The sequence below is a fragment of the Azonexus sp. genome (genome assembly GCF_030824335.1).
GTDB lineage: Bacteria > Pseudomonadota > Gammaproteobacteria > Burkholderiales > Rhodocyclaceae > Azonexus.
Map to the genome: position 1 here is coordinate 1 of NZ_JAVBXX010000037.1, position 21,158 is coordinate 21,158.

The window sequence follows — 21,158 nt, forward strand, 5'->3', positions numbered from 1 at the left end:
ACTTGGCAGCCAACACCGTGGTAATCGCTGCCGTCAGCGTGGTCTTGCCATGGTCAACGTGACCAATCGTACCCACATTGACGTGCGGCTTGGTACGCTCGAATTTTTCCTTAGCCATTCCAGTTCCTCAATAATTTAATTAGCAAACAATCCAGAATCAAAGCTAATCGGTGGTGCCCATGGGCAGGATCGAACTGCCGACCTCTCCCTTACCAAGGGAGTGCTCTACCACTGAGCCACATGGGCCTACCTTAAAACCCCAGCCGTACCGCGTCGTGGAGCGGGTGAAGGGAATCGAACCCTCGTCTTAAGCTTGGAAGGCTTCAGCTCTACCATTGAGCTACACCCGCTTAACCCCTGCCCGCAGCACTAGCCGCTACAGCATCAATCTGGTGGAGGGGGAAGGATTCGAACCTTCGAAGGCAGAGCCGACAGATTTACAGTCTGTTCCCGTTGACCGCTTGGGTACCCCTCCGGGAGAAGCCGGGATTATCCAGAGGTGATTACGCCATGTCAACAAAAAAAACAAATCAAATGCAAAAAAGCCGGCAAAAGCCGGCTTTTTTTAATTGCGGAGCCAAATTACTTGGCTGCAAGCACCCAAGCAGCCAGCTTCTTGGCTTCATCAGGGGTAACGTTGTTGGGGGGCATCGGGATTGCACCCCAAGTTCCCTTGCCACCAGCCTTGATCTTGGTCGCCAGCATGTCGGCAGCAGCCTTGTCGCCCTTGTATTTGGCAGCAACTTCCTTGTAAGCAGGGCCAACCAGCTTCTTGTCGATAGCGTGGCAGGACATGCAGTTCTTGGCCTTGGCCAAGGCTTCGTCAGCATGCGCCTGACCGGCCATGACAATACCCGCGGCGGCCATGACGGCGATGTAAGCAGCTTTCATTTTTTGCTCCGTTTTTATGAAAATGTGAATTTCTTGATGGCTTGACAGTAAATCACGAAAGGATGATATAGCTCTTCAAGATCGACCGCAAACGATGAATTATATAAAAATCTTCAGTTCCGCAGACCACCAAGCTTGGTCCGCGCTAGATATTAACGTCAGAACAGGGCTAGAAGTTGACTTCAAATTTCACTTACGGCGCTGAATCTGGCTGACATCACGCACCGCCCCCTTGTCTGCAGAGGTCGCCATCAACGCGTAGGCCTGCAAGGTAGCAGAGACGACCCGCTCACGGTCAACCGGGCGCCAAGCCGCCTCTCCTTTCGCTTCCATCGCCGCACGACGCGCCGCCAAGACCCCTTCGGTAACCGCAAGATGAATTTTGCGATTCGGAATATCGATCTCGATCACATCGCCCTCTTCAACCAACCCGATAGCACCACCATCCGCAGCTTCAGGCGAAGCATGGCCGATTGACAATCCCGAGGTCCCGCCAGAAAAACGGCCATCAGTCAGCAAGGCGCACTCCTTGCCCAAGCCCATCGATTTCAGATACGACGTCGGGTACAGCATCTCCTGCATACCAGGACCACCCTTTGGCCCTTCGTAGCGAATTACGACAACATCTCCCGCACTCACATTGCCAGCAAGAATGGCGTCGACCGCAGCATCCTGACTCTCAAAGACGCGCGCTTTGCCCGCAAACTTCCAGATCGACTCATCAACACCCGCTGTTTTCACGATACAGCCGTCCATTGCGATGTTGCCGTAAAGCACAGCCAAACCACCATCCTTCGAATAGGCGTTAGCCTTGTTGCGAATACAACCGTGCGTACGATCAAGATCCAGTTCGTTGTAGCGACGGTCCTGCGAGAAAGCAACCTGGGTTGGCACGCCGCCTGGCGCCGCCTTGAAAAACTCGTGGACCTTGATATCGTGCTCGCGTACCACGTCCCAACGATCGATCACTTCGCCAAGGGTCTTGGCGGCAACTGCCGGAACGTCGCGCTGCAGCAGACCGGCGCGGTCAAGTTCTCCGAGAATGCCCATGATGCCACCGGCACGATGGACGTCCTCAATGTGATATTTATCAGTCATCGGCGCCACCTTGCACAGGCAAGGCACCGAACGGGAGATCCGATCGATGTCGGCCATCGTGAAATCGACACCGGCCTCCTGCGCTGCTGCCAGGATATGCAGTACGGTATTGGTCGACCCGCCCATTGCCACATCAAGGGTCATCGCGTTCTCGAAGGCGGCCTTGGTGGCGATGGCGCGCGGCAAGACCGCCGCGTCGTCCTGCTCATAATAACGACGTGCCAGATCGACGATCAGTCGACCCGCTTTCAGGAAAAGTTGCTTGCGGTCTGCATGCGTGGCAACGACCGTACCGTTACCGGGCAAACTAAGGCCCAGCGCCTCTGTCAGACAGTTCATCGAATTAGCGGTAAACATGCCGGAGCAGGAACCGCAAGTCGGGCAGGCAGAGCGCTCGATTTCGTCCAGATCGGCCTGGGAGACAGCGGCGTCGGCGGCCTTGACCATCGCATCCACCAGATCGAGATGCACGACCTGACCTTGCATCGTAACCTTGCCAGCCTCCATCGGACCACCGGAAACGAAGACCACCGGAATATTCAGGCGCATGGCAGCCATCAGCATGCCCGGTGTGATCTTGTCGCAATTGGAGATACAAACCATCGCGTCGGCACAATGGGCATTGACCATGTACTCCACCGAATCGGCAATCAGGTCGCGCGACGGCAGCGAATACAGCATGCCGCTGTGGCCCATCGCAATACCGTCATCGATGGCAATCGTGTTGAATTCCTTGGCGATACCACCGGCCGCTTCAATCTCACGCGCCACCAGCTGCCCCATGTCCTTGAGATGCACATGACCGGGCACAAATTGGGTAAAGCTATTGACCACGGCAATGATCGGCTTACCGAAATCGCCATCCTTCATACCGGTGGCGCGCCACAAGGCGCGCGCGCCGGCCATGTTGCGGCCATGGGTGGAGGTGCGGGAACGATACTGGGGCATGGGATTCTCCGTCTGTAATCAGGCGCCCAATTAAGCAACGGACGCGAACTATAATCGGTGAATTCTAGCCCACTCTTTCCTTCGATGCCGCCTTCCCTGCTTATCCACCCGCAGTTCGACCCGATCGCCCTTTCTCTCGGCCCGATCTCGATACATTGGTACGGCTTGATGTACCTGCTTGCTTTCACCCAGTTCATCCTGCTCGGGCGTTACCGGATCAAACGTAACGCCGCCCCGATCAATACCGAGCAACTGGATGACTTGCTGTTCTACGGCGTACTCGGCGTGATCATTGGTGGCCGCCTCGGCCAGGTGGTGTTTTACGAACCGGACTACTACCTGGCACATCCCTGGCAGGCCTTTGCCATATGGAAAGGTGGCATGAGTTTTCATGGTGGCTTCCTGGGCGTCCTGATCGCCATGGCCCTATGGACCCGAAAAACCCATATTGCCTGGCTGCGCATCACCGACTTCATCGCGCCACTGGTTCCCCTTGGCCTCGCCGCCGGACGCATCGGCAATTTCATCAATGGGGAATTATGGGGACGCCTGGCTGATCCAAACCTCCCCTGGGCCATGGCTTTCCCCCAATCGGGCGACCTGGCGCCCCGGCACCCCTCCCAGCTCTACCACGTCGGACTGGAAGGCCTCGCGCTTTTTGCCCTGCTTTGGCTGTGGACCGCAAAACCCCGGCCCACCGGCGCCGCATCCGGTATTTTCCTGATTGGCTACGGCACTTTCCGCTTCATCACCGAATACTTCCGCGAACCTGACCACGGCATATTTGGTCAGTCCTACAGCATCAGCATGGGCCAGTGGCTGTCGCTCCCCATGCTACTGATCGGCATCGCCATGCTGATCTTTGCCTACCGCAGGAAATCTCTATAATTATGGATAACGTCCATCAACACACCCTAGGGATTCATTCATGACACGTCCGTTCAAGGTACTCGGTATCCAGCAAATCGCCATCGGTGGCCCTTCCAAGGCAAAACTGCAGCAACTTTGGGTCGACATGCTCGGCCTCGAAGTCACCAGCACCTTCGTTTCCGAACGCGAAAATGTCGACGAAGACATCTGCGCGATGGGCAAAGGACCATTCAAGGTCGAAGTTGATCTGATGCAGCCGCTGGATCCGGAAAAAAAGCCTGCCGTACATACCACCCCGCTCAACCACGTTGGCCTTTGGATTGATGACCTGCCGAAGGCCGTCGAATGGCTGTCGGCCAACGGCGTCCGTTTTGCACCGGGCGGCATCCGCAAGGGAGCCGCCGGATTCGACATCACCTTCCTGCACCCGAAAGCCAACGACGAATTCCCGATCGGCGGCGAAGGCGTCCTGATCGAATTGGTTCAGGCGCCGCAGGAAGTCGTCGACGCATTTGCCAAGCTTGCCGGATAAATAAAGGAAGGGACGATGGCAGACTTTTCCGACGAGGATATTCCGGACAGCCGAGCTGCCCTCGCCCCAACGCTGGATGCCATGGCTTCCATCCTGCCTTGGGTAGGCAAGCCGCAACCGCTGCGTTTTTCACCTGAGCTCAACACGCGCTGGAAAACTGCCTGTACAGCCCTCTCGGCGCATTGGGCTGCACGCGCCGCCGAAGGCGTGACGGCGATTCGACCCAGCGTCTTCGCCTTGCTTAGCATCGCCATTGAAAGTGGCGATACCGATTACCTGCACTTCTGCGAGACACTGGCCTCGACAGCCGATTACCTGGAGAACCACACCCCGGGCAACCGGCTGATTGCCACATTGACCGCTACCACAGAAGCCTTGCTGGACAGCAGCGGACTGGAAAACACCAATCTACCCAGCCGGACTCGACATTTTTCACAGCGACTGGAAACCGCCATGCGCCCATCCAGCAAACCAGGCGAGCGTTCGGATGTGCTTGATGCGCTATTCGTACAAGATGCCGATGAATGTCTGGCCCGCATGCGCGAAGCACTCGATGTCTTGCCCATCGATGTATACGCTATCGAACTGGAGGCTGCAGAGTTGATCCGTCATGCTGAACAGATTGAGATGTGGGGGATTTATCACCAGGCACGCCAAGTGCAGAATTTCGTACTGCAATTGAGTGACGTCAGTGAGGCAACCCAGGATCAGGCCACGCGAGACATCATCCAGCACATCGATCTGATCGAACAGACATTACGTGCGGTCAACTGCTGAAACACGGCATTTTTCAACATAACAAAAGGGGAGGAAGACTTCGGTCTCCCTCCCCTTTTTTGTACCAGCCAGAGCCAATCAGCGCGTGTTATTCAGCGCAGCAATCCGTTGCTCCAGCGGCGGATGGGTCGAGAACAAGGCCATGAAGCCACCGCCTCCGCCAGCAATACCCGAAGCCGCCATATTCTGCGGCAATGGCTCGGTATGCAGGTTGCCCAGACGACGCAGGGCATTTTGCATCGGCGTTGCCGACCCCATCAAGCTGGCCGCCCCGGCATCGGCCCTGAACTCGCGCTGACGGGAGAACCAGGCAACCACGATGCTGGCCAGTACGCCAAAAAGGATTTCGCACACGACACTGGTCACCATGTAGGCCACGCCCGGCCCACTGCTCTCCGAGTCGCCACGACGCAAGAAAGAATCGACAAAGTACGCGACGACACGCGAGATGAAGATCACGAAGGTATTAACCACCCCCTGGATCAGGGTCAACGTCACCATGTCGCCGTTGGCAATGTGCGCCACCTCGTGGGCTAGCACCGCCTCAGCTTCCTCACGGCTCATGCTTTGCAACAACCCGGTGGAAACCGCAACCAGCGAACTGTTCTTGCTTGCGCCAGTCGCAAAGGCGTTCGGCTCACCGTCATAAATTGCCACTTCCGGCATCGGCAGGTTAGCCCGTTTGGCCAGCTTGGCCACCGTATCAACCAGCCAGACCTCGGTCGACGAGGACGGCTGTTCGATCACTCGAGCCCCCGTACTCCACTTGGCCATCATTTTGGACATCAGCAAGGAAATGAACGAGCCACCGAAACCCATCAGCGCAGCGAACGCGAGCAACATGCCAAGATTGAGGCCATTGGCCGTCAGGTAGCGATTCACACCAAGAACGCTGGCTACCACGCTGAGTACGAGCATGACCGCCAGATTGGTCACCAGAAAAAGTACGACGCGTTTCATCTTGAACTCCGAACGTGAAATAACAGCGCGATGGTACAACAATTGGAATCGCGAAAAAAACGGAGCACAATTGACCATCAATCCGATTTTCCCGAAACGACATGATCAACTACAAACATTTGCATTACTTCTGGGTAGTCGCCAAGGAAGGCAGCATTACGCGAGCAGCCGAGCGTCTGGGCGTTGCCGTGCAAACAATCAGCGGCCAACTCAGCCTACTGGAACAGCAGCTCGGCAAAGCCCTGTTCAATAGTCAGGGCCGCGGCCTGGTACTGAGTGATGCAGGACGCCAGGCACTGGGTTACGCCGACCAGATATTCCAGCTCGGCGAACAGCTGGAAGATGCACTGCAACACAGTGACAGCGGCACGACCTTGCGCTTGCGCGTCGGCATATCCGACGGCATTCCGAAGTTGCTCGCCTATCGCCTGCTCAGCCAGGTCACCGCCATGCCGGGAGATGTCCGCTTGATTTGTGACGAGGGAGAGTTCGAAAACCTGCTGGCCGAACTGGCATTGCATCGTCTGGATGTCGTACTGACTGACCGAGCTGCCCCGGTGGGCGGAAATCTCAAGGTATTCAGCACGCGACTCGGCGAATTTCCGACCGGACTGTTCGCCACCCCCGCGCTGGCCGAACGTTATCACGACAATTTTCCGGCCAGCCTTGAGCAAGCCCCAATGCTTCTGCCCACCCGCCATAACGCGTTGCGCGGACGCATCGACCGCTGGCTGGAAGAGCAGCAGCTACGCCCCCGCATCATCGGAGAGTTCGAAGATAGCGCGCTGCTCACCACCTTCGGGCGCGGCGGTCTCGGCATTTTCCCGGCACCGCTGGTGCTGGCCCGGCAACTGGCGGACGAATACGACGCACGTCCGGTCGGCCAGCTCGACGGGGTCAGCGAACATATTTACGCCATCTCCAACGAACGGCGCATCCGGCACCCGGCAATTGAAGTCCTGTGCGCCGCCGCACCACAGGTCGCGACCCCTGCGGCGTTATAATTCCTTTCCCCCACGCAATACAGAGCCAAAATACAATGCTGCTTCGCCAGACCCTGCTGTTCATTTTCTCCTTGTTTCTTGCCTTCAACGCGCTCGCGCAAAATCGGCCGGTGCCCCCCGCCCTGGCGGCCAAATCCTGGCTATTGATCGACCTGAGCTCAGGCCAGATACTGTCTGAAGAAAAAGCCGATGAACGCCTCGAACCGGCATCGCTGACCAAGCTGATGACCGCCTACCTGACCTTCTCGGCGATTCGGCAAAAGACGCTGCATCTGCAACAAGCGCTGCCCGTATCGGAAAATGCCTGGCGTATGGGCGGCTCCAAGATGTTCGTCAAAGTAAACACTGAAGTCGCAGTGGAAGACCTGATCAAAGGCATGATCGTCCAATCCGGTAACGATGCCTGCATCGTCCTGGCCGAAGCCATTGCCGGCAGCGAGGAAAGCTTTGCCGAAATGATGAATCGGGAAGCCAAGCGTCTCGGCATGAACAACACCAACTTCCGCAACTCTACCGGCATGCCGGACCCGGAGCACTACACCACGGCACGTGACCTGGCCAAACTGGCCAGTGCGCTGATCCGCGAATTCCCGACCGAATACAAGCAGTTTTACTCGATGAAGGAATTCCGTTACTCAGGCATCACCCAGCCCAACCGCAACCGCCTGTTATGGAGCGATCCTTCGGTAGACGGCATGAAAACCGGCCATACCGAGGCCGCCGGCTACTGCCTGATTTCCTCCGCCATCCGCGACCATCGCCGCTTGCTCGCCGTCGTTCTTGGCACCACCTCCGATAGCGCCCGCAGTACCGAGTCGATGAAACTATTGAATTGGGGCTTCTTGTCCTGGGATGCCGTCACCCTCTACAAAAAAGGCCAGGCCATTTCCTCTCTACCGGTCTGGAAGGGCAGCAAGAACCGGGTCAATGGTGGATTTTCCAGCGATTTCGTTGTCTCCATCCCCAAGGGACAAGCCGGTCGAATCCAGGCGCAACTCGCGACGCAACAGGAACTCATGGCACCGATCCAGGCCGGCCAGGCGCTCGGCACGCTGAAACTTACACTCGACGGCAATCCTTACGGCGAATATGCCTTGCCCGCTCTTGAAAATATCCCGGTCGCCGGCATATTCGGAAGAGCAGTTGACTCCGTCAAACTCTGGTTCCATTGAAAGCCATGACCCCTTACGTCGCCGATCCGGTTTATCTGAATGGCCAGTTTCTGCCGCTGGCAGAAGCTGGCGTCTCGCCGCTTGATCGCGGCTTTCTCTACGGCGACGGGGTCTATGAAGTCATCCCGGTCTATTCGCGCCAGGCATTCCGCATTGATGAACACCTGAAACGCCTGCAGGCCACATTGGACGGCATCAAGCTGGCCAATCCACTTACGGTCGACGCCTGGAAAAGCGTCATTTTCAAGTTAATCGAAAGCGCCCCGTGGGAGGATCAATCGATCTACCTGCAAGTCACCCGCGGTGCTGACGACAAGCGTGACCACGCTTTCCCGCCAAGTTCGGTCACGCCGACCGCTTTCGCTTTCGCCTCGCCGTTGGTCACGACACCCGCCGAGGTTCGTGCCAAAGGCGTTGCGGCGATCACCGTGCCGGACCTGCGCTGGTCGCGTTGCGACCTGAAGGTCATTTCATTGCTCGCCAACGTGCTGGCCCGCCAGCAAGCGGTCGAACAAGGCTGCGCCGAAGCCCTGTTGATCCGCGACGGATTCATGAAAGAAGGCGCGGCGTCGAACATTTTCATTGTCAAGGACGGCGTACTGCTGGCGCCACCCAAAACGCAGCTGATGCTGCCAGGCATCACCTACGACGTGGTCCTCGAACTAGCCCAATCGCACGGTCAACCGCTGGAAATCCGCGAAATCAGCGAAACGGAACTTCGCAGCGCCGACGAGGTCTGGATGACTTCATCGACCAAGGAAATCCTGGCGATCACTTGCCTGGACGGCCAGGCGGTCGGCAACGGTGAGCACGCCGGCAAACCCGGCCCGTTCGGTGAACAAATGTGGCAGTGGTATCAGGACTTCAAAAACTCAGTAATGCGCAAAGGCTGACATGGCTTCTTACAAGGACACCCTTCTTGAGTTCCCCTGTGACTTCCCCCTGAAGATCATGGGCAAGGCTCACGACGAACTCGCCCAAGTCGTTCTCACCATCGTCACCAAGCACGCGCCGGATTTCGATGGTGCCCGCATGGAAATGCGCGCCAGTTCCGGCGGCAACTACCTGAGCCTCACCTGCACTGTTGTCGCCCGCTCCAAACCACAACTCGATGCGCTGTACACCGACCTCAGCTCACATCCGATGGTCAAAGTCGTTCTGTGAACCTGCAAGTCAAACTGCTTGGCCGGGTCGACTACGCGTCGACCTTTCAGGCCATGCAGGATTTCACGGCCCAGCGCACGGCAGAAACACCGGATGAAATCTGGATTGTCGAACACGATCCGGTGTTCACCCTGGGTCAAGCCGGCAAACCGGAACACCTGTTGAACGATATCGGCATCCCGGTCATCAAGATCGACCGCGGCGGCCAGATTACTTACCATGGCCCTGGCCAAGTCGTGATCTACCTGTTGCTCGATCTGGCACGATTGAAAATCAAGGTACGCGAACTGGTCACCCGTATCGAGCAGGCAGTGATTGATTTTCTCGCTGTTTACGGGTTGACCGCAGAACGCCGCAGCGGCGCGCCCGGCGTCTATGTCGGCGCGGCAAAAATCGCCGCGCTTGGTCTGAAAATCAAGAATGGCTGCAGTTATCACGGCCTGTCGCTCAACGTCGACATGGACCTGACCCCCTTCACGGCAATCAACCCGTGTGGTTATGCTGGCCTCCAAGTCGTGCAGACTCGCGACTTCAACATTCCGCTCACCGCTCAAGAGGCGGGTGAGCAACTCTCGCAACACTTGCTACAGCAACTGGATGGACAACATGGCTGAAAAGACGCCGGAATACACAGTGGACAATCACAGCAACGGCAGCGCCAAGCAAAAAGGCGTCAAACAAAAAGGCGAGCTGAAGACCGCGCGCATTCCGATCAAGATCGTGCCGGTCGACCAGCCCCTGCGCAAACCTGACTGGATTCGCGTCAAAGCCGGCAACAGCGCCGGGCGTTTCGGCGAAATCAAATCCCTGTTGCGCGAGAAAAAGCTGCACACCGTGTGTGAAGAAGCAACCTGCCCGAACATCGGCGAATGCTTCGGCCGCGGCACCGCGACCTTCATGATCCTCGGTGACATCTGCACGCGCCGTTGCCCGTTCTGCGATGTCGGCCACGGCCAGCCCTTGCCGCCCAATCCGGACGAACCACGCGAACTGGCCGAATCGGTCGCCACCCTGAAACTGCGTTATGTCGTGATCACCAGCGTCGACCGCGACGATCTACGCGATGGTGGTGCTCAACACTTTGTCGATGTCATCCGCCACACCCGCGAACTGTCGCCAACCACCACGATCGAAACGCTGGTCCCCGATTTTCGCGGCCGCATGGATGTTGCGCTGGACGTGCTCGGCGGCGCCCTGCCCGACGTCCTGAACCACAACATGGAAACCGTGCCCCGACTGTACAAGCAAGCCCGCCCCGGTGCCGACTACCAGCACTCGCTGGCCTTCCTCAAGCAGTTCAAGGCCCGTTATCCCAAGGTTTCCACCAAGTCCGGCCTGATGGTCGGCCTCGGCGAAACCGATGAGGAAATCCTTGATGTCATGCGTGACCTGCGCGCCCACGATGTCGAGATGCTAACCATCGGCCAGTACCTGGCCCCTTCAGGCCACCATCTGCCAGTCACCCGCTACGTCCATCCCGATACGTTCAAGATGTACGAGGAAGAAGCGAAAAAAATGGGGTTTACCGGCGCCGCCTGCGCCCCAATGGTTCGCTCCAGTTATTGGGCAGACCAGCAGGCGGAAAGCGCTGGCGTCGCCTTGTAAATTCTAGCGATAAGAGCTACTGAACATGGCTCTGCGCTACTTCCACAACGATCTTTGCTACTGACAGACCTTGAGAGGGCGGGTATACATTCAAAATCTCTTCCTGCGCTCATCGAGGGACTTATCATCCCCCAAGGCTGGGCGTTCGAAATCAAAGAAGATTGGCATTGATGCAACCGTACTGCGGAATCGCTTCAATTGACCCTCAAATCAGATCCGACCTGACCGGCTCAAATCGCACCCAGAAGCAGCCACTCATGGCCTGTACTGAACTCGGCTATCGCGGCAAAGGCATCGGCGCCCTTGTATGCATGCGAAGCCGTATGACCGCTTTCGATAGATATGTCAGACTACCCATCTCTTAAAACCGCCACGCTGTGGCCTTCGAGCTTCAACAATGACAAGAACAGTTTTTTGGTCGTGGCAGAGTGACCTGCAAACAGCCGTCACAAAAGATTTTATTAAGACGGCACTCAAGCAAGCACTAAAGAAAGTCGCTACGGAACTGCAATTGGAATCGGCAGATCGAATTGAGCTCGATCACGACACCAAGGGTGAGGCTGGGCTTGTTGAGATCGTCACAACGATCTTCAATAAGATCGACGAATGCGAAGTGTTCGTCGCAGACATCACACCGGTAGCCACCATATCATCGACTACGGGAGAGAAAAAGATCCCCAATCCGAACGTTATGATCGAACTCGGATACGCGCTCCGCGAGCTAGGGCACCAGCGAGTCATCACAGTCGCTAACTTGGCATTCGGTGGACGGCCAGAAGAGCTTCCATTCGACTTGAGGCATCGACGAGGTGCCATCACCTACTCGCTTGCTAGCAATGAGGATCCGTCCCTAGAGAAAGAGCGCACGACACTCGTCAACCAGTTGGCAGCGGCTCTGAAGCTTAATTTGGAGGCACCTAGAGAGGATAAAAAGTTCAAAAACCTGCGTCCGGTTTTGACGCTAGAGGCTAGCGACGAGATGCCTGCGGTCTCCCTTGTTCAGCAGAATGCGTCTTTGGAAGGAGTTCCCACTCTCGCCGACATCGAGACTCAAACACCTGTGCGTTCGAACGCTGACCAAACGAAAGCGGGTTCTACCTTTGACTTTTCCCTCCATATTTTTGACCCCATTGGCGTTGCTTCCCGCGCGCGTATCAAGCCATTTCGAGAGTGGACACAAGAGGAACTGGACGGGTACAACGAACGAGTGCAGTACTACTATGAGCAGTACGCGACGTACATCAAAGCCGTCAAGGAACATCGCCTGCTTCTTCAGCGCGCCATTATCGTGAAGCTTGTCGCGGTGAACAGAGGAACGCTGCCGGCGAACGATGTGCGGTCACATCTTAGCTTTCCGTCGGGCGTTCTCGTCTATGAGAACGACGACCTGCCCAAGCCCCCCGCTCCACCGACCCCGCCTCCCTTTGCCCCGTATGGAGTCAGCCATATGGGAATAGTCCAGGCGGTGCATCGCTCGTTCGCAAATATTCTTACGGGGACTCCTCGCATTGCCGATGATCGCAGCTCGATCGTCTTTGAGACTCAGAAACTTCAGCACGGCTATCAGAAGGCGTTCCCTTCGTTCACTCTCTTACTTAGCTCACAGCATGACATCAAGGGCTTTGAAGCTGATTACTACATCACCACTGACGAGTTGCCGACTCAAGTGACGGGCAAGTTACACTTTGAAGTTGAGATATCTGGTTCGTAGCTTGGGGCGGAGGCCGTTGCGAAGAGGGCGGATGACCGGGCGATGTATCGTAAATGCCTACTGCTGGCCGCGTACTGTCTGAAGCACCTAGTCAGAACGAAGATTTTGGGTCGTCAGGTACCGCGAGGTCAGGTGGTCAACTCACTCGATATTTCGTAACAGCGCCACGATGCGGTCAACATCATTCGCCGTAAGCCCCGTTGCTGGGTCAATCAGCACAAGACGGGGCTGGGGAAACGAAAACCAGTAGGCCATATCATCGACGGCGACCCATTCGCGCGACGATTGGCCGTTGCCGTTCAACCAAGCCAAGCATTCCATTTCCCGGCAGCGGTAAGTGTCACCAAACTCGTTCCGCAAAACTTCCGGTGTCGCGCCAACAAAGCGATTGGCAAGATGTTCGCCACCGCCCACTGTGACGAGATTTACCAGTTCCTCAACACGGTATTTACGCCGCCAGGTCGTGGTGAAAACGACTTCCACGGTTGGCACTGCCTCCAGCACTGCCCAAAGGTGCGTGCGACAACAAAGAAGTTCGGATTCTCGCTCGATGGTTTCCGGGTGCAGCACGCCGTCAAAATCGAGGAAGAGAATCATAAATCGACAACCAGATCATTCCGAAACCCAATGCTGGCCTGTTCCTTGGGGTAGCCGAGTTGATTGGAAATGACGCGGCAACTGCCTTCCGCCAAGAAATCGTTATTCGTGTGAGTATGGCCGTGACACCAGACCGATATCTGGTGTTTTTTCATTAACCGTGAAAGATCGGTCACAAAATACGGCGACATTTCGCTTCCTTCATACTGCGGCGGCACACAGCCGCGATGTGGAGCAAAGTGCGTGACCACATCCTCAGCGACCAAGCCGATAGAGATTAGCTTGGCTTCCCGATGTAAATCTGTAAATTCAGTATCAAAGAAGATAAGCATGAGCTCACTGACTCGATGGCATTGGTTCTATAAATCACATTACGGATTTCCGGCAGGAAGTCAAAGAACGGGACTCAGGTCAACGACTCTCTAGAATTCGATCTCAGCTTTGCCAAAGAAGCCGCACGTTGCCTGGCCTGCGAAAATATTCGTAACTCGTCATTCATGAATGACAATTGACCATTGCATTGGCATGTGCCGATCAATTAGATATTTTGTACCATGAGGAATGTCTAGCGCTCCCAATATCTCGTCGCTCACCCCAGACTCCCGTCCCTGGCGCATCGACTGGTTTGGTGATGTTGGCTACCCCGGCAGCATTCCGAGATACACGCAGCCCAGCATCAGGATTTCAATTTCACCAATTCAGACCCAGATAGACACATACCCCACCTTCCAGCTATTCGATACTGACCTCTCAGAGCAGAAGGACATCTGGCTGCCGATCGGCAGCCTCGGTATGCTGCAAGTGGGTGATATTTGGCAAGATGGGAGGTTGGCCGCCAGGCCAAAATATTTCCCGCACACATTTAAGAACCTGGAAATCGGGCCGGACACCCTAGTCCGGATCAAGGCAGGGTTGCCTATTGACGGGCGCTACTTGCTCCCCTTCTCGGAACACCCTTGGCACCAGAAACACACGAACGCCTATTGCTTGGCCATCTCTGGGCCGGATTGCAACATCATCATTCCCTGCATGGAACTGATCCGTTTCTACTTCGGCTCCTGCAGCATCCTGCTTCACCGGCTGTTCACTCGTCCGTTCGAGGAAGAATTTCTTTGGCGGGAGAAGCACTACAATCCCGACCAGCGGCATCTCCATCTCAAGCTCGCGGACGGAATGCCAAAATATGCCGTTACCGACCTTGCCCGGATTGCCACCGACAACCATGCTCGGGAAGCGGCAGCCAGCGTCTACAGCAGCTGCCTGAAAGCCACTACCCAGAAAGAGCTGGCATACCCCCACACGCTTTTCCCGTTCCGTGGAAAGACAACTTTGCAGGCAAACGGGATGTGGCTATCGTTTGACGGGCAGCCCAAACAGAACTTTTTGGTCTTCAGCCTGCGTGTTTGCAGCCATCCATTTGCGTTCGACTCACTGACCTACGATCCGTGTGAGCGAGCAACCTGGCGAAATAACGACAAAGATAGCGGCAACACGGGGGAAGCCTTTGCGCGCAATTGGAAGAAGCAAGAGCCGCGTGAATCTGTCCTGAGTGACACAGATCCGGGCGCCAGGAAGAAACCACGCCACTTTTTTTTCGATGATTCAATGCGATTTCCGGATCTTCGGCGCAAACCTATCCGACCAAGAGAGATACTTGCCACCGGGGCAAAGGAAATCCTAATGAGGCATGCCGATGGAACGCTAGAGAAAGCAGCATTCGGTGAGCCCGAGGGATCGGATGAGGCTCGCGCCATAGATTCCTGTTTGGGTGAACCTCCACCTCAGATTGCGCCGCCAGATCAACAGTTACCTGAGTTCGTCGCTCTCGGCATCGCTATTGCCAAATCGCAGTTGCCGAACTTTGGCCATGGAATTGAAGCGAATCCACTGCTACGGTTTGGAGAGTTAGACCCAGTGTTTACCTTGCCCATGATCGTGGATGAGGATGGTGTAGTGGACCAGGTTACGATGTTCACAGAGGTCGATGGACATCTGCGCGCGCGGAGGGCGTGCTTCGTTGGACTCTTCAATGACGGAATAGAACGCAGGAAGGTCATCTTGGCCGAGGGTGCTAATTTCGGTATGGGCCCAAAGATATTCGAGGTTAAAACTATGGACATAGTTACTGTCTTGGCCGGAATCCGTTCCGAACTTGCAAACTTGAAAACAGTGCTATAAGCGGCATGGTGATGCCGCTCTTCGCCACCCCACCGGAGCAAATGCCAAAGACATCAACTGTCTGTACAATAAAGACGAAGGAAGGGCACCCGCCTCATCTGCAATAAATAAACTGAAGGGAATCGAAATCGCATTCGCATGGGGATCCCCAGGTTTCACCTTACGGCGACTGTATTCGCGCGCCTCGGAACAAGAACTTGCGGATCTTCTTGATCCTCTGGTTTATGTACTGTTGCAAGCCATCGATCCGAAGGCACTGGAATCGGAGAGCATTGGTGAGCTGTTTGGCCGCCTGATTGAGCCCACCGTTGTACTTCAGACAACGCGGACTCGAAACATCCTCTTTAAGTTACTGCCCGAAGACAAGGCTCAGGAACTACTAGTACGTCTCGGCTGTCCGGTTGTAGGTACCAATGCAACGGAGCAGCTGATGTCTATCGACTTTTGCTCGAACAGACATCTTATGGAGGAACTGCTTGGGTTCTTTGGGGTACTTGAAGAAGAGCGAGCCCCCCAGCCGTTGGCGCAAGAGGTTGAACCATGTGCGGCAGAGTACCAGTTGTTCCCACACCAGCGCGATGTTGCCCGCAGGGCAGAGCTTGTTCTCTCTGAATATCCAGGAAAAGCACTCCTCCATATGCCAACAGGATCCGGAAAAACCCGGACGGCAATGAACCTCGTTGTCCGGCATCTTGCGAGTCGGGAACGGACGCTGGTGTGCTGGCTGGCACAAAGTTCAGAACTCCTAGAACAAGCCGCGCAAGAGTTTCAGCGGGCATGGCGCCATATCGGCAATCGCGAACTACCAATCTATCGCTATTGGGGGCCTTACAAACCGGATATCAGCGACGCTCGCGATGGAATATTGATAGCAGGCTTCGCCAAGCTGTACGCACTCTATCAACGCGACGCTAACATGCTCATGCGCCTCGGCGATCGTGCTTCCCTGACGGTTGTCGATGAGGCGCACCAATCGGTTGCCCCAACCTATAGATCTCTCATTCAAGGGCTTCATACTAAGCGCCCTACGAATCGCCTACTTGGGCTATCCGCAACGCCTGGGCGCACCTGGAACGACCTCGCCGCAGATGCCGAGCTCGCGACATTCTTTGGCGAAAAAAAAATAACGCTCGACATTCCTGGTCATGCGGATCCAGTTGCCTATCTCATCCTGGAAGGATACTTGGCTCGTCCGATATTCCGTTTGCTCAAAGCTGAGACTGTTGATTCTCTTGCAACTGGAGTCAACCTCGATGGAGGGGCAGAATACTCGGACGAAATACTTGAAGGCCTCGCCCTCAATCAAAAGAGGAATCAACAGATTCTCGCCGAAGCCGAGGCGCTTTTATCCCGGCATCAACGGGTCATTCTTTTTGCGACATCGGTACGTCACGCAAAACTGATGGCGGCTATTCTGGTAACGAAAGGATATGACGCGGAAGTGGTTACCGCCGAAACCCCGCAGGGAGCAAGAGAACGGATCATTCGGAAATTCAAGAGTTCAGATTCCACGCCAAAAATTATCTGCAACTTTGGCGTTCTGACCACCGGTTTTGACGCACCACGAACGAGCGCAGCCTTGATCGCACGGCCTACATATTCGCTTGTACTATATAGTCAAATGGTAGGGAGAGCGATTCGAGGCACTAAACAAGGCGGGAACGAAACCGCCGAGATTGTCACTGTGGTTGATCCAGAACTTCCTGGCTTTGGGAGCATCGCACAAGCTTTTCTGAATTGGGAAGACGTATGGTCGACAGCTCGACCAGGGAGAAAAAATAATGAATAGCGCAACTGATGAACAAATCGAGATTATTCCGCCAGAGCTTGCCGTTAAGGCGATGCGGGACAGTGGCTACAGGAATACTGCGTATGCTCTGGCCGAGCTTATTGACAACTCAGCGCAAGCTGAAGCTAGCCTGATTGAGGTGTTCTGCATTGAACAGCGAGAACAGATCGGCCAGCGAGAACGAAAGCGCATCAAAGAGATTGCAGTGCTCGATAACGGACGCGGAATGGATGCTAATGTTCTGCGTATGGCGCTTCAATTTGGAAATGGCACGCACCTGAACGATCGAGCTGGTATAGGGCGATTTGGCATGGGCTTACCGAACGCCTCGATTTCTCAGTGCAGGAGAATTGATGTCTGGACTTGGCAAAACGGCCCACAAAATGCCCTGTATACCTACTTAGATGTGGACGAGGTCGAAGCCAGGACACTTCGTAGCGTGCCAACACCCAAGAGGGCCCCGTTACCGGATGTCTGGAACATGCGCTCTCAAGGCATTGGCGAGTCAGGGACGCTTATTCTCTGGCAAGGATTTGACGAGCACCGGCTTACCTGGAAAGGGGCTCGGGCTACTCTTCAAAATACGGAATATCTCATTGGTCGAATGTACCGAAAGTTCCTGAGTTCGGGGAGGCTGAGCGTTCGACTCGTGGCTCTGGAAAACGATACTGCTAACTATGAACAGTTCGCTCGGGTAAATGACCCCTTGTATCTGCTCGCCTCATCCTCGACACCAGTCCCTTACGACAAGGTACCGATGTTCCAGAAATGGGGAGAGGAAGACCAGGAATTTGAGGTGGCCTGGATGGGTGCCAAGCACCCTGTGGTAGTGCGAATTTCGTGGGCAAAACCTGACACAGTCCACGTTGACGGAACCAATCGGGGGGATAAGCCGTACGGTAAACATGCGGCGAAGAACATTGGTGTGTCGATTGTTCGTGCGGGCCGTGAGCTCGACCTGGATGCCTCATGGGCAATTGGTTATGAACCGACTGAGCGATGGTGGGGCATCGAGGTTGAATTCCCTCCGGCACTCGATGAGGTCTTTGGCGTTACAAATAATAAGCAGTCGGCAACTGTATTTTCGCATATGGCCCAGTTCGATTGGAAAACCGAAGCCGAGCCAGGTGAGTCGTTCGTTGAGCTGAAGGAGCGACTCAGAGCCGACGGCGATCCGAGCGTCGAGTTGATCGACATCACTCAATACATTCGCGATCAACTTTCGCAGGTACGAGATCGCCTCAAGGACCAAACCAAAGGAACACGCTCTGGCGGCAAGCGGCACGAAGATACGTCAGTTGAGGATCGTGCGAGCACCAAGTTTAAGGAGCGCGCAAGCGCGGGTCATAAAACAGAACAAGACGAAAAGGTTTTCGATAAGACGGCATCTGACCAACTTCAGAAGGACTTAGTCGAGAACAAACACTATTCAGAGCAAGTCGCAACGGACATCGCATTAGCAGTCGAGAAGCGTGGCCGTCGGGTCATATACCTTGAGCAGGAGAGCGACTCGTACGCATTTTTCCAGATCGAGCAGCGACCAGGGGGCGTCACCGAAATAATCTTTAATCGCCACCATCCGGCACACGAGTCGCTGATCTTGGCGCTCGACAATGAGATTACCGAAGGTACTTCCAATCGAGAACTTGTAGCCAGGATCCAGAATGCATCCGATACCCTGAGGATGCTTTTTGCTGCGTGGGCTCGCTACGAAATGGAAGATGTCCCCAATCGGCAGCGTATAAAGGATATGCGCCAAGAGTGGGGCAAGATGGCCCGAATATTCCTCAACGACGACCAGGATTAAGTCTTGTCTATCAGCCACGGCCAAGCGCTGCTAGCGCTGTGTAAGCAAGCCACTGCGCAGGTGTTCTTGGCTGCCCCTTTCATTAAGGCAGGTGTTCTCAAAAAGCTACTGCAAGCAATACCGGCGGCGTCAGAAGTCACGATCGTGACCCGTTGGATAGCGAAAGAGGTTGCGCAGGGTGTGTGTGATCTTGAGATATTCGATTTGGCGATTGAGCGCCCACGCACTCGGCTACTTTTGCATCCATGTATTCACGCCAAATATTACCGGGTTGATTCTCGTTGCCTTATCGGGTCAGCAAATTTGACGGCAACGGCCCTCGGATGGTGCGCTGTACCGAATATTGAAATTCTTTTAGAGGTTTCCCCATTCCAGCATGAGCTACCCAAATTTGAGGAAATGCTAATTCAGCAGTCGATTACGGCTACTGAAAAAATCAAGGACTCAATAGCCCGGTTAGTCGAAGATATTAAGAACAGGAGTTCGACTATTTTTTACGACAATCAAAACGAGGCAATCGAATCGTCTCCTAACTCGACGTGGCTACCTACATGTGTTTGCCCTGAAAATTTATTCAAAATCTATTCGGGGGCCGACACCTCTTCTCTCCTAACTAGTTCATTAATTGCCGGCCAAACTGACCTGTCGTTCCTAATGATCGCTCCCGGGCTTCTTGAAGACGAATTTTTCCGTTATATCGCAACGATCCTTGACCAGACACCTCTAGTTCGGGAAATTTCATTTTTGTCTGGAACATCCGCTGTGACATCAGAAACGGCGACTGCTCTAATTAGTCTTGCAATAAAAGAAATTCAAACCCCTGCTTATGATCCTGAGACTTATTGGCATATTTTAAAAAAATGGATCATTTATTTCTTCCCCAACCGCTATCGGGTCAGAGCCATCGGTGAAGTATTGGAGCAAGCTCGAGAGCTAAACTAATGTTGCATTTCACTCTTGGATTGACGGCAGCCTCTTCAACGGCCCGGTGTCTTTCTCTGTCATAGGTGTCCACGTTCATCTACGTGGACACAATCATCGCCGGCTCGACACCTCAGCGCCAGACGCCGTCAAGATCCCTACGCAACATCCTCACCGATCCGCTGCATCGTTGCAGCCACAGGGACAGACACTGGATTCGGGCTCATGGCGGATTTCGGTCCTCGGCAGATCAGCCGGCACCCGCTCTGTGCCTCAAGGAAGCTGCTGGTCGTTGCACAATCAACAGCTAACTAAGACAGAGCTATTCAAAAAAAGTGGTTCAGAATGGCAGGGGCAGCGTGTACATATCTAGCACAGGTTTGCTCGGTAATCCCCCCATTTTTAGCAGCGACGGATTCAACCGGTCACTGCAACACCTCACATTGATCGATGTATAAGATCCGGAGAGTCAAGATGGTGAGTGTGTTTGGGGCGATGACAAATGAGCGCAAGGTTCGGATCTGGGAGTTATGGGAAGGCGGGTGGCCGATGAGTGAGATAGCGCGTGATATTGCCAAGCCGCCGGCAACTGTTTATTCCTACCTCTTGTATCACGGCGGCATTCAGCCAAGAAAGCGAAAACGTCGGGCCACATGTTTGTCGATGGATGAGCGGGAAGCCATTTCTCGAGGGCTTGCCTGCGGTGAAAGCATACGGGGAATCAGTCGTAAGCTAGGGCGCAATGCTTCAACAATTTCCAGAGAAATAGGACGGAATGGTGGTGCTACCGGATATCGCGCCTGTGCGGCCGAACAGGCCTTTCACAAACGAAGCAAACGCCCCAAGCCATTTCTATTCGCGCAGAATCCGGCACTGAAAGAAATTGTCGTGCAAAAACTTGAGTCAGACTGGTCTCCGGAGCAGATTGCCGGTTGGCTTAAGACCAGTTCTTCACAAGGGGAATTGGCCTACGTGTCTCATGAAACGATCTACAAGTCATTGTTTATTCAGACACTGGAGTTCCCAGGATTTAGTGGAGACCTTTGCCTTGTTGCTTGAAGTTGGCCTCAAAGTCATCAGGGCTGACGCCTGACAGATGCGAGTGCTTGCGCGTTCGATTGTAGAAGCTCTCAA

General features: G+C 54.9%; 21 protein-coding genes and 3 tRNA genes. 15 read left to right on the top strand and 9 right to left on the bottom strand.

The genetic code is table 11. The annotated features are described in order from the left end of the window. The 6 genes from RCI20_RS15880 to ilvD form a co-directional block, all read right to left on the bottom strand. Positions 1–118 (bottom strand): GTP-binding protein (locus RCI20_RS15880; protein ID WP_043420540.1); only part of this gene is annotated, 118 nt, incomplete at its 3' end. A 53-nt stretch (positions 119–171) separates the two neighbouring features. After that, positions 172–246, bottom strand: a tRNA-Thr gene (locus RCI20_RS15885). Between the two features lie 30 nt (positions 247–276). Beyond that, positions 277–350 (bottom strand) — tRNA-Gly (locus RCI20_RS15890). A 40-nt stretch (positions 351–390) separates the two neighbouring features. Further along, positions 391–475, bottom strand: a tRNA-Tyr gene (locus RCI20_RS15895). Positions 476–582: 107 nt separating this feature from the next. Then, positions 583–891: a c-type cytochrome gene (locus RCI20_RS15900; protein WP_306607217.1), complete on the bottom strand. Its 309-nt coding sequence runs from the start codon at positions 889–891 to the stop codon at positions 583–585. 189 nt (positions 892–1,080) lie between these two features. Then, positions 1,081–2,937: a dihydroxy-acid dehydratase gene (gene ilvD, locus RCI20_RS15905; protein WP_306607219.1), complete on the bottom strand. Its 1,857-nt coding sequence runs from the start codon at positions 2,935–2,937 to the stop codon at positions 1,081–1,083. A 96-nt stretch (positions 2,938–3,033) separates the two neighbouring features. On the opposite strand from ilvD, the gene lgt reads away from it, so the two are divergent. Genes lgt through RCI20_RS15920 form a run of 3 tightly spaced genes read left to right on the top strand, consistent with a single transcriptional unit; the run spans position 3,034 to position 5,116 of the window. After that, complete coding sequence (gene lgt / locus RCI20_RS15910) at positions 3,034–3,825, top strand: prolipoprotein diacylglyceryl transferase (protein WP_306607259.1); 792 nt, start codon at positions 3,034–3,036, stop codon at positions 3,823–3,825. Between the two features lie 40 nt (positions 3,826–3,865). Then, positions 3,866–4,339 (top strand): VOC family protein, encoded by a 474-nt coding sequence (locus tag RCI20_RS15915; RefSeq protein ID WP_306607221.1) that lies wholly within the window; start codon positions 3,866–3,868, stop codon positions 4,337–4,339. Between the two features lie 15 nt (positions 4,340–4,354). Next, positions 4,355–5,116 (top strand): hypothetical protein, encoded by a 762-nt coding sequence (locus tag RCI20_RS15920; protein ID WP_306607223.1) that lies wholly within the window; start codon positions 4,355–4,357, stop codon positions 5,114–5,116. Between the two features lie 78 nt (positions 5,117–5,194). Here the strand turns inward: RCI20_RS15920 and htpX are convergent, their stop codons facing one another. Then, positions 5,195–6,076 carry a protease HtpX gene (htpX, locus tag RCI20_RS15925; RefSeq protein WP_306607225.1) on the bottom strand — a complete coding sequence of 294 codons (882 nt, stop codon included), beginning with the start codon at positions 6,074–6,076 and terminating at the stop codon, positions 5,195–5,197. Positions 6,077–6,177: 101 nt separating this feature from the next. On the opposite strand from htpX, the gene nhaR reads away from it, so the two are divergent. The 7 genes from nhaR to RCI20_RS15960 all read left to right on the top strand — a co-directional run bounded on the left by nhaR (position 6,178) and on the right by RCI20_RS15960 (position 12,732). Beyond that, positions 6,178–7,080, top strand: coding sequence for a transcriptional activator NhaR (gene nhaR / locus RCI20_RS15930; RefSeq protein WP_306607227.1), 903 nt, complete (start codon positions 6,178–6,180; stop codon positions 7,078–7,080). A 35-nt stretch (positions 7,081–7,115) separates the two neighbouring features. Continuing rightward, on the top strand, positions 7,116–8,252 hold the full coding sequence (locus tag RCI20_RS15935) for a D-alanyl-D-alanine carboxypeptidase family protein (protein WP_306607229.1): 1,137 nt from the start codon (positions 7,116–7,118) through the stop codon (positions 8,250–8,252). Between the two features lie 5 nt (positions 8,253–8,257). Further along, positions 8,258–9,145 carry a D-amino acid aminotransferase gene (locus tag RCI20_RS15940; protein WP_306607230.1) on the top strand — a complete coding sequence of 296 codons (888 nt, stop codon included), beginning with the start codon at positions 8,258–8,260 and terminating at the stop codon, positions 9,143–9,145. Position 9,146: 1 nt separating this feature from the next. After that, entirely contained in the window at positions 9,147–9,416 is a 270-nt protein-coding gene (locus RCI20_RS15945) for a YbeD family protein (RefSeq protein ID WP_306607232.1), read from the top strand. A 2-nt stretch (positions 9,417–9,418) separates the two neighbouring features. After that, positions 9,419–10,030 carry a lipoyl(octanoyl) transferase LipB gene (lipB, locus tag RCI20_RS15950; protein ID WP_373691533.1) on the top strand — a complete coding sequence of 204 codons (612 nt, stop codon included), beginning with the start codon at positions 9,419–9,421 and terminating at the stop codon, positions 10,028–10,030. Beyond that, positions 10,023–11,021: a lipoyl synthase gene (gene lipA, locus RCI20_RS15955; protein WP_306607236.1), complete on the top strand. Its 999-nt coding sequence runs from the start codon at positions 10,023–10,025 to the stop codon at positions 11,019–11,021. The genes lipB and lipA overlap by 8 nt, the downstream gene beginning before the upstream one ends. Positions 11,022–11,418: 397 nt before the next feature. After that, complete coding sequence (locus tag RCI20_RS15960; RefSeq protein WP_306607239.1) at positions 11,419–12,732, top strand: hypothetical protein; 1,314 nt, start codon at positions 11,419–11,421, stop codon at positions 12,730–12,732. 141 nt (positions 12,733–12,873) lie between these two features. Here RCI20_RS15960 and RCI20_RS15965 read toward each other — a convergent pair whose 3' ends face one another. Together RCI20_RS15965 and RCI20_RS15970 are read right to left on the bottom strand one after the other, a co-directional pair. Further along, complete coding sequence (locus RCI20_RS15965) at positions 12,874–13,329, bottom strand: HAD domain-containing protein (protein ID WP_306607241.1); 456 nt, start codon at positions 13,327–13,329, stop codon at positions 12,874–12,876. Beyond that, entirely contained in the window at positions 13,326–13,661 is a 336-nt protein-coding gene (locus RCI20_RS15970) for a hypothetical protein (RefSeq protein WP_306607243.1), read from the bottom strand. The genes RCI20_RS15965 and RCI20_RS15970 overlap by 4 nt, the downstream gene beginning before the upstream one ends. 229 nt (positions 13,662–13,890) lie before the next feature. Between RCI20_RS15970 and RCI20_RS15975 the strand changes: the two genes are divergently transcribed. The 5 genes from RCI20_RS15975 to RCI20_RS15995 all read left to right on the top strand — a co-directional run bounded on the left by RCI20_RS15975 (position 13,891) and on the right by RCI20_RS15995 (position 21,083). Beyond that, positions 13,891–15,507: a hypothetical protein gene (locus tag RCI20_RS15975; RefSeq protein WP_306607245.1), complete on the top strand. Its 1,617-nt coding sequence runs from the start codon at positions 13,891–13,893 to the stop codon at positions 15,505–15,507. Positions 15,508–15,739: 232 nt separating this feature from the next. Beyond that, positions 15,740–17,296 carry a DEAD/DEAH box helicase gene (locus RCI20_RS15980; RefSeq protein ID WP_306607247.1) on the top strand — a complete coding sequence of 519 codons (1,557 nt, stop codon included), beginning with the start codon at positions 15,740–15,742 and terminating at the stop codon, positions 17,294–17,296. Further along, positions 17,289–19,103: an ATP-binding protein gene (locus tag RCI20_RS15985; RefSeq protein ID WP_306607249.1), complete on the top strand. Its 1,815-nt coding sequence runs from the start codon at positions 17,289–17,291 to the stop codon at positions 19,101–19,103. Before RCI20_RS15980 ends, RCI20_RS15985 begins: the two co-directional genes overlap by 8 nt. Positions 19,104–19,106: 3 nt before the next feature. Continuing rightward, positions 19,107–20,045: a phospholipase D family protein gene (locus RCI20_RS15990; protein ID WP_306607251.1), complete on the top strand. Its 939-nt coding sequence runs from the start codon at positions 19,107–19,109 to the stop codon at positions 20,043–20,045. 453 nt (positions 20,046–20,498) lie between these two features. Beyond that, a complete protein-coding gene (locus tag RCI20_RS15995) occupies positions 20,499–21,083 on the top strand; it encodes a helix-turn-helix domain-containing protein (RefSeq protein WP_306607253.1) in 585 nt (194 codons plus the stop codon). Positions 21,084–21,158: the final 75 nt, after the last annotated feature.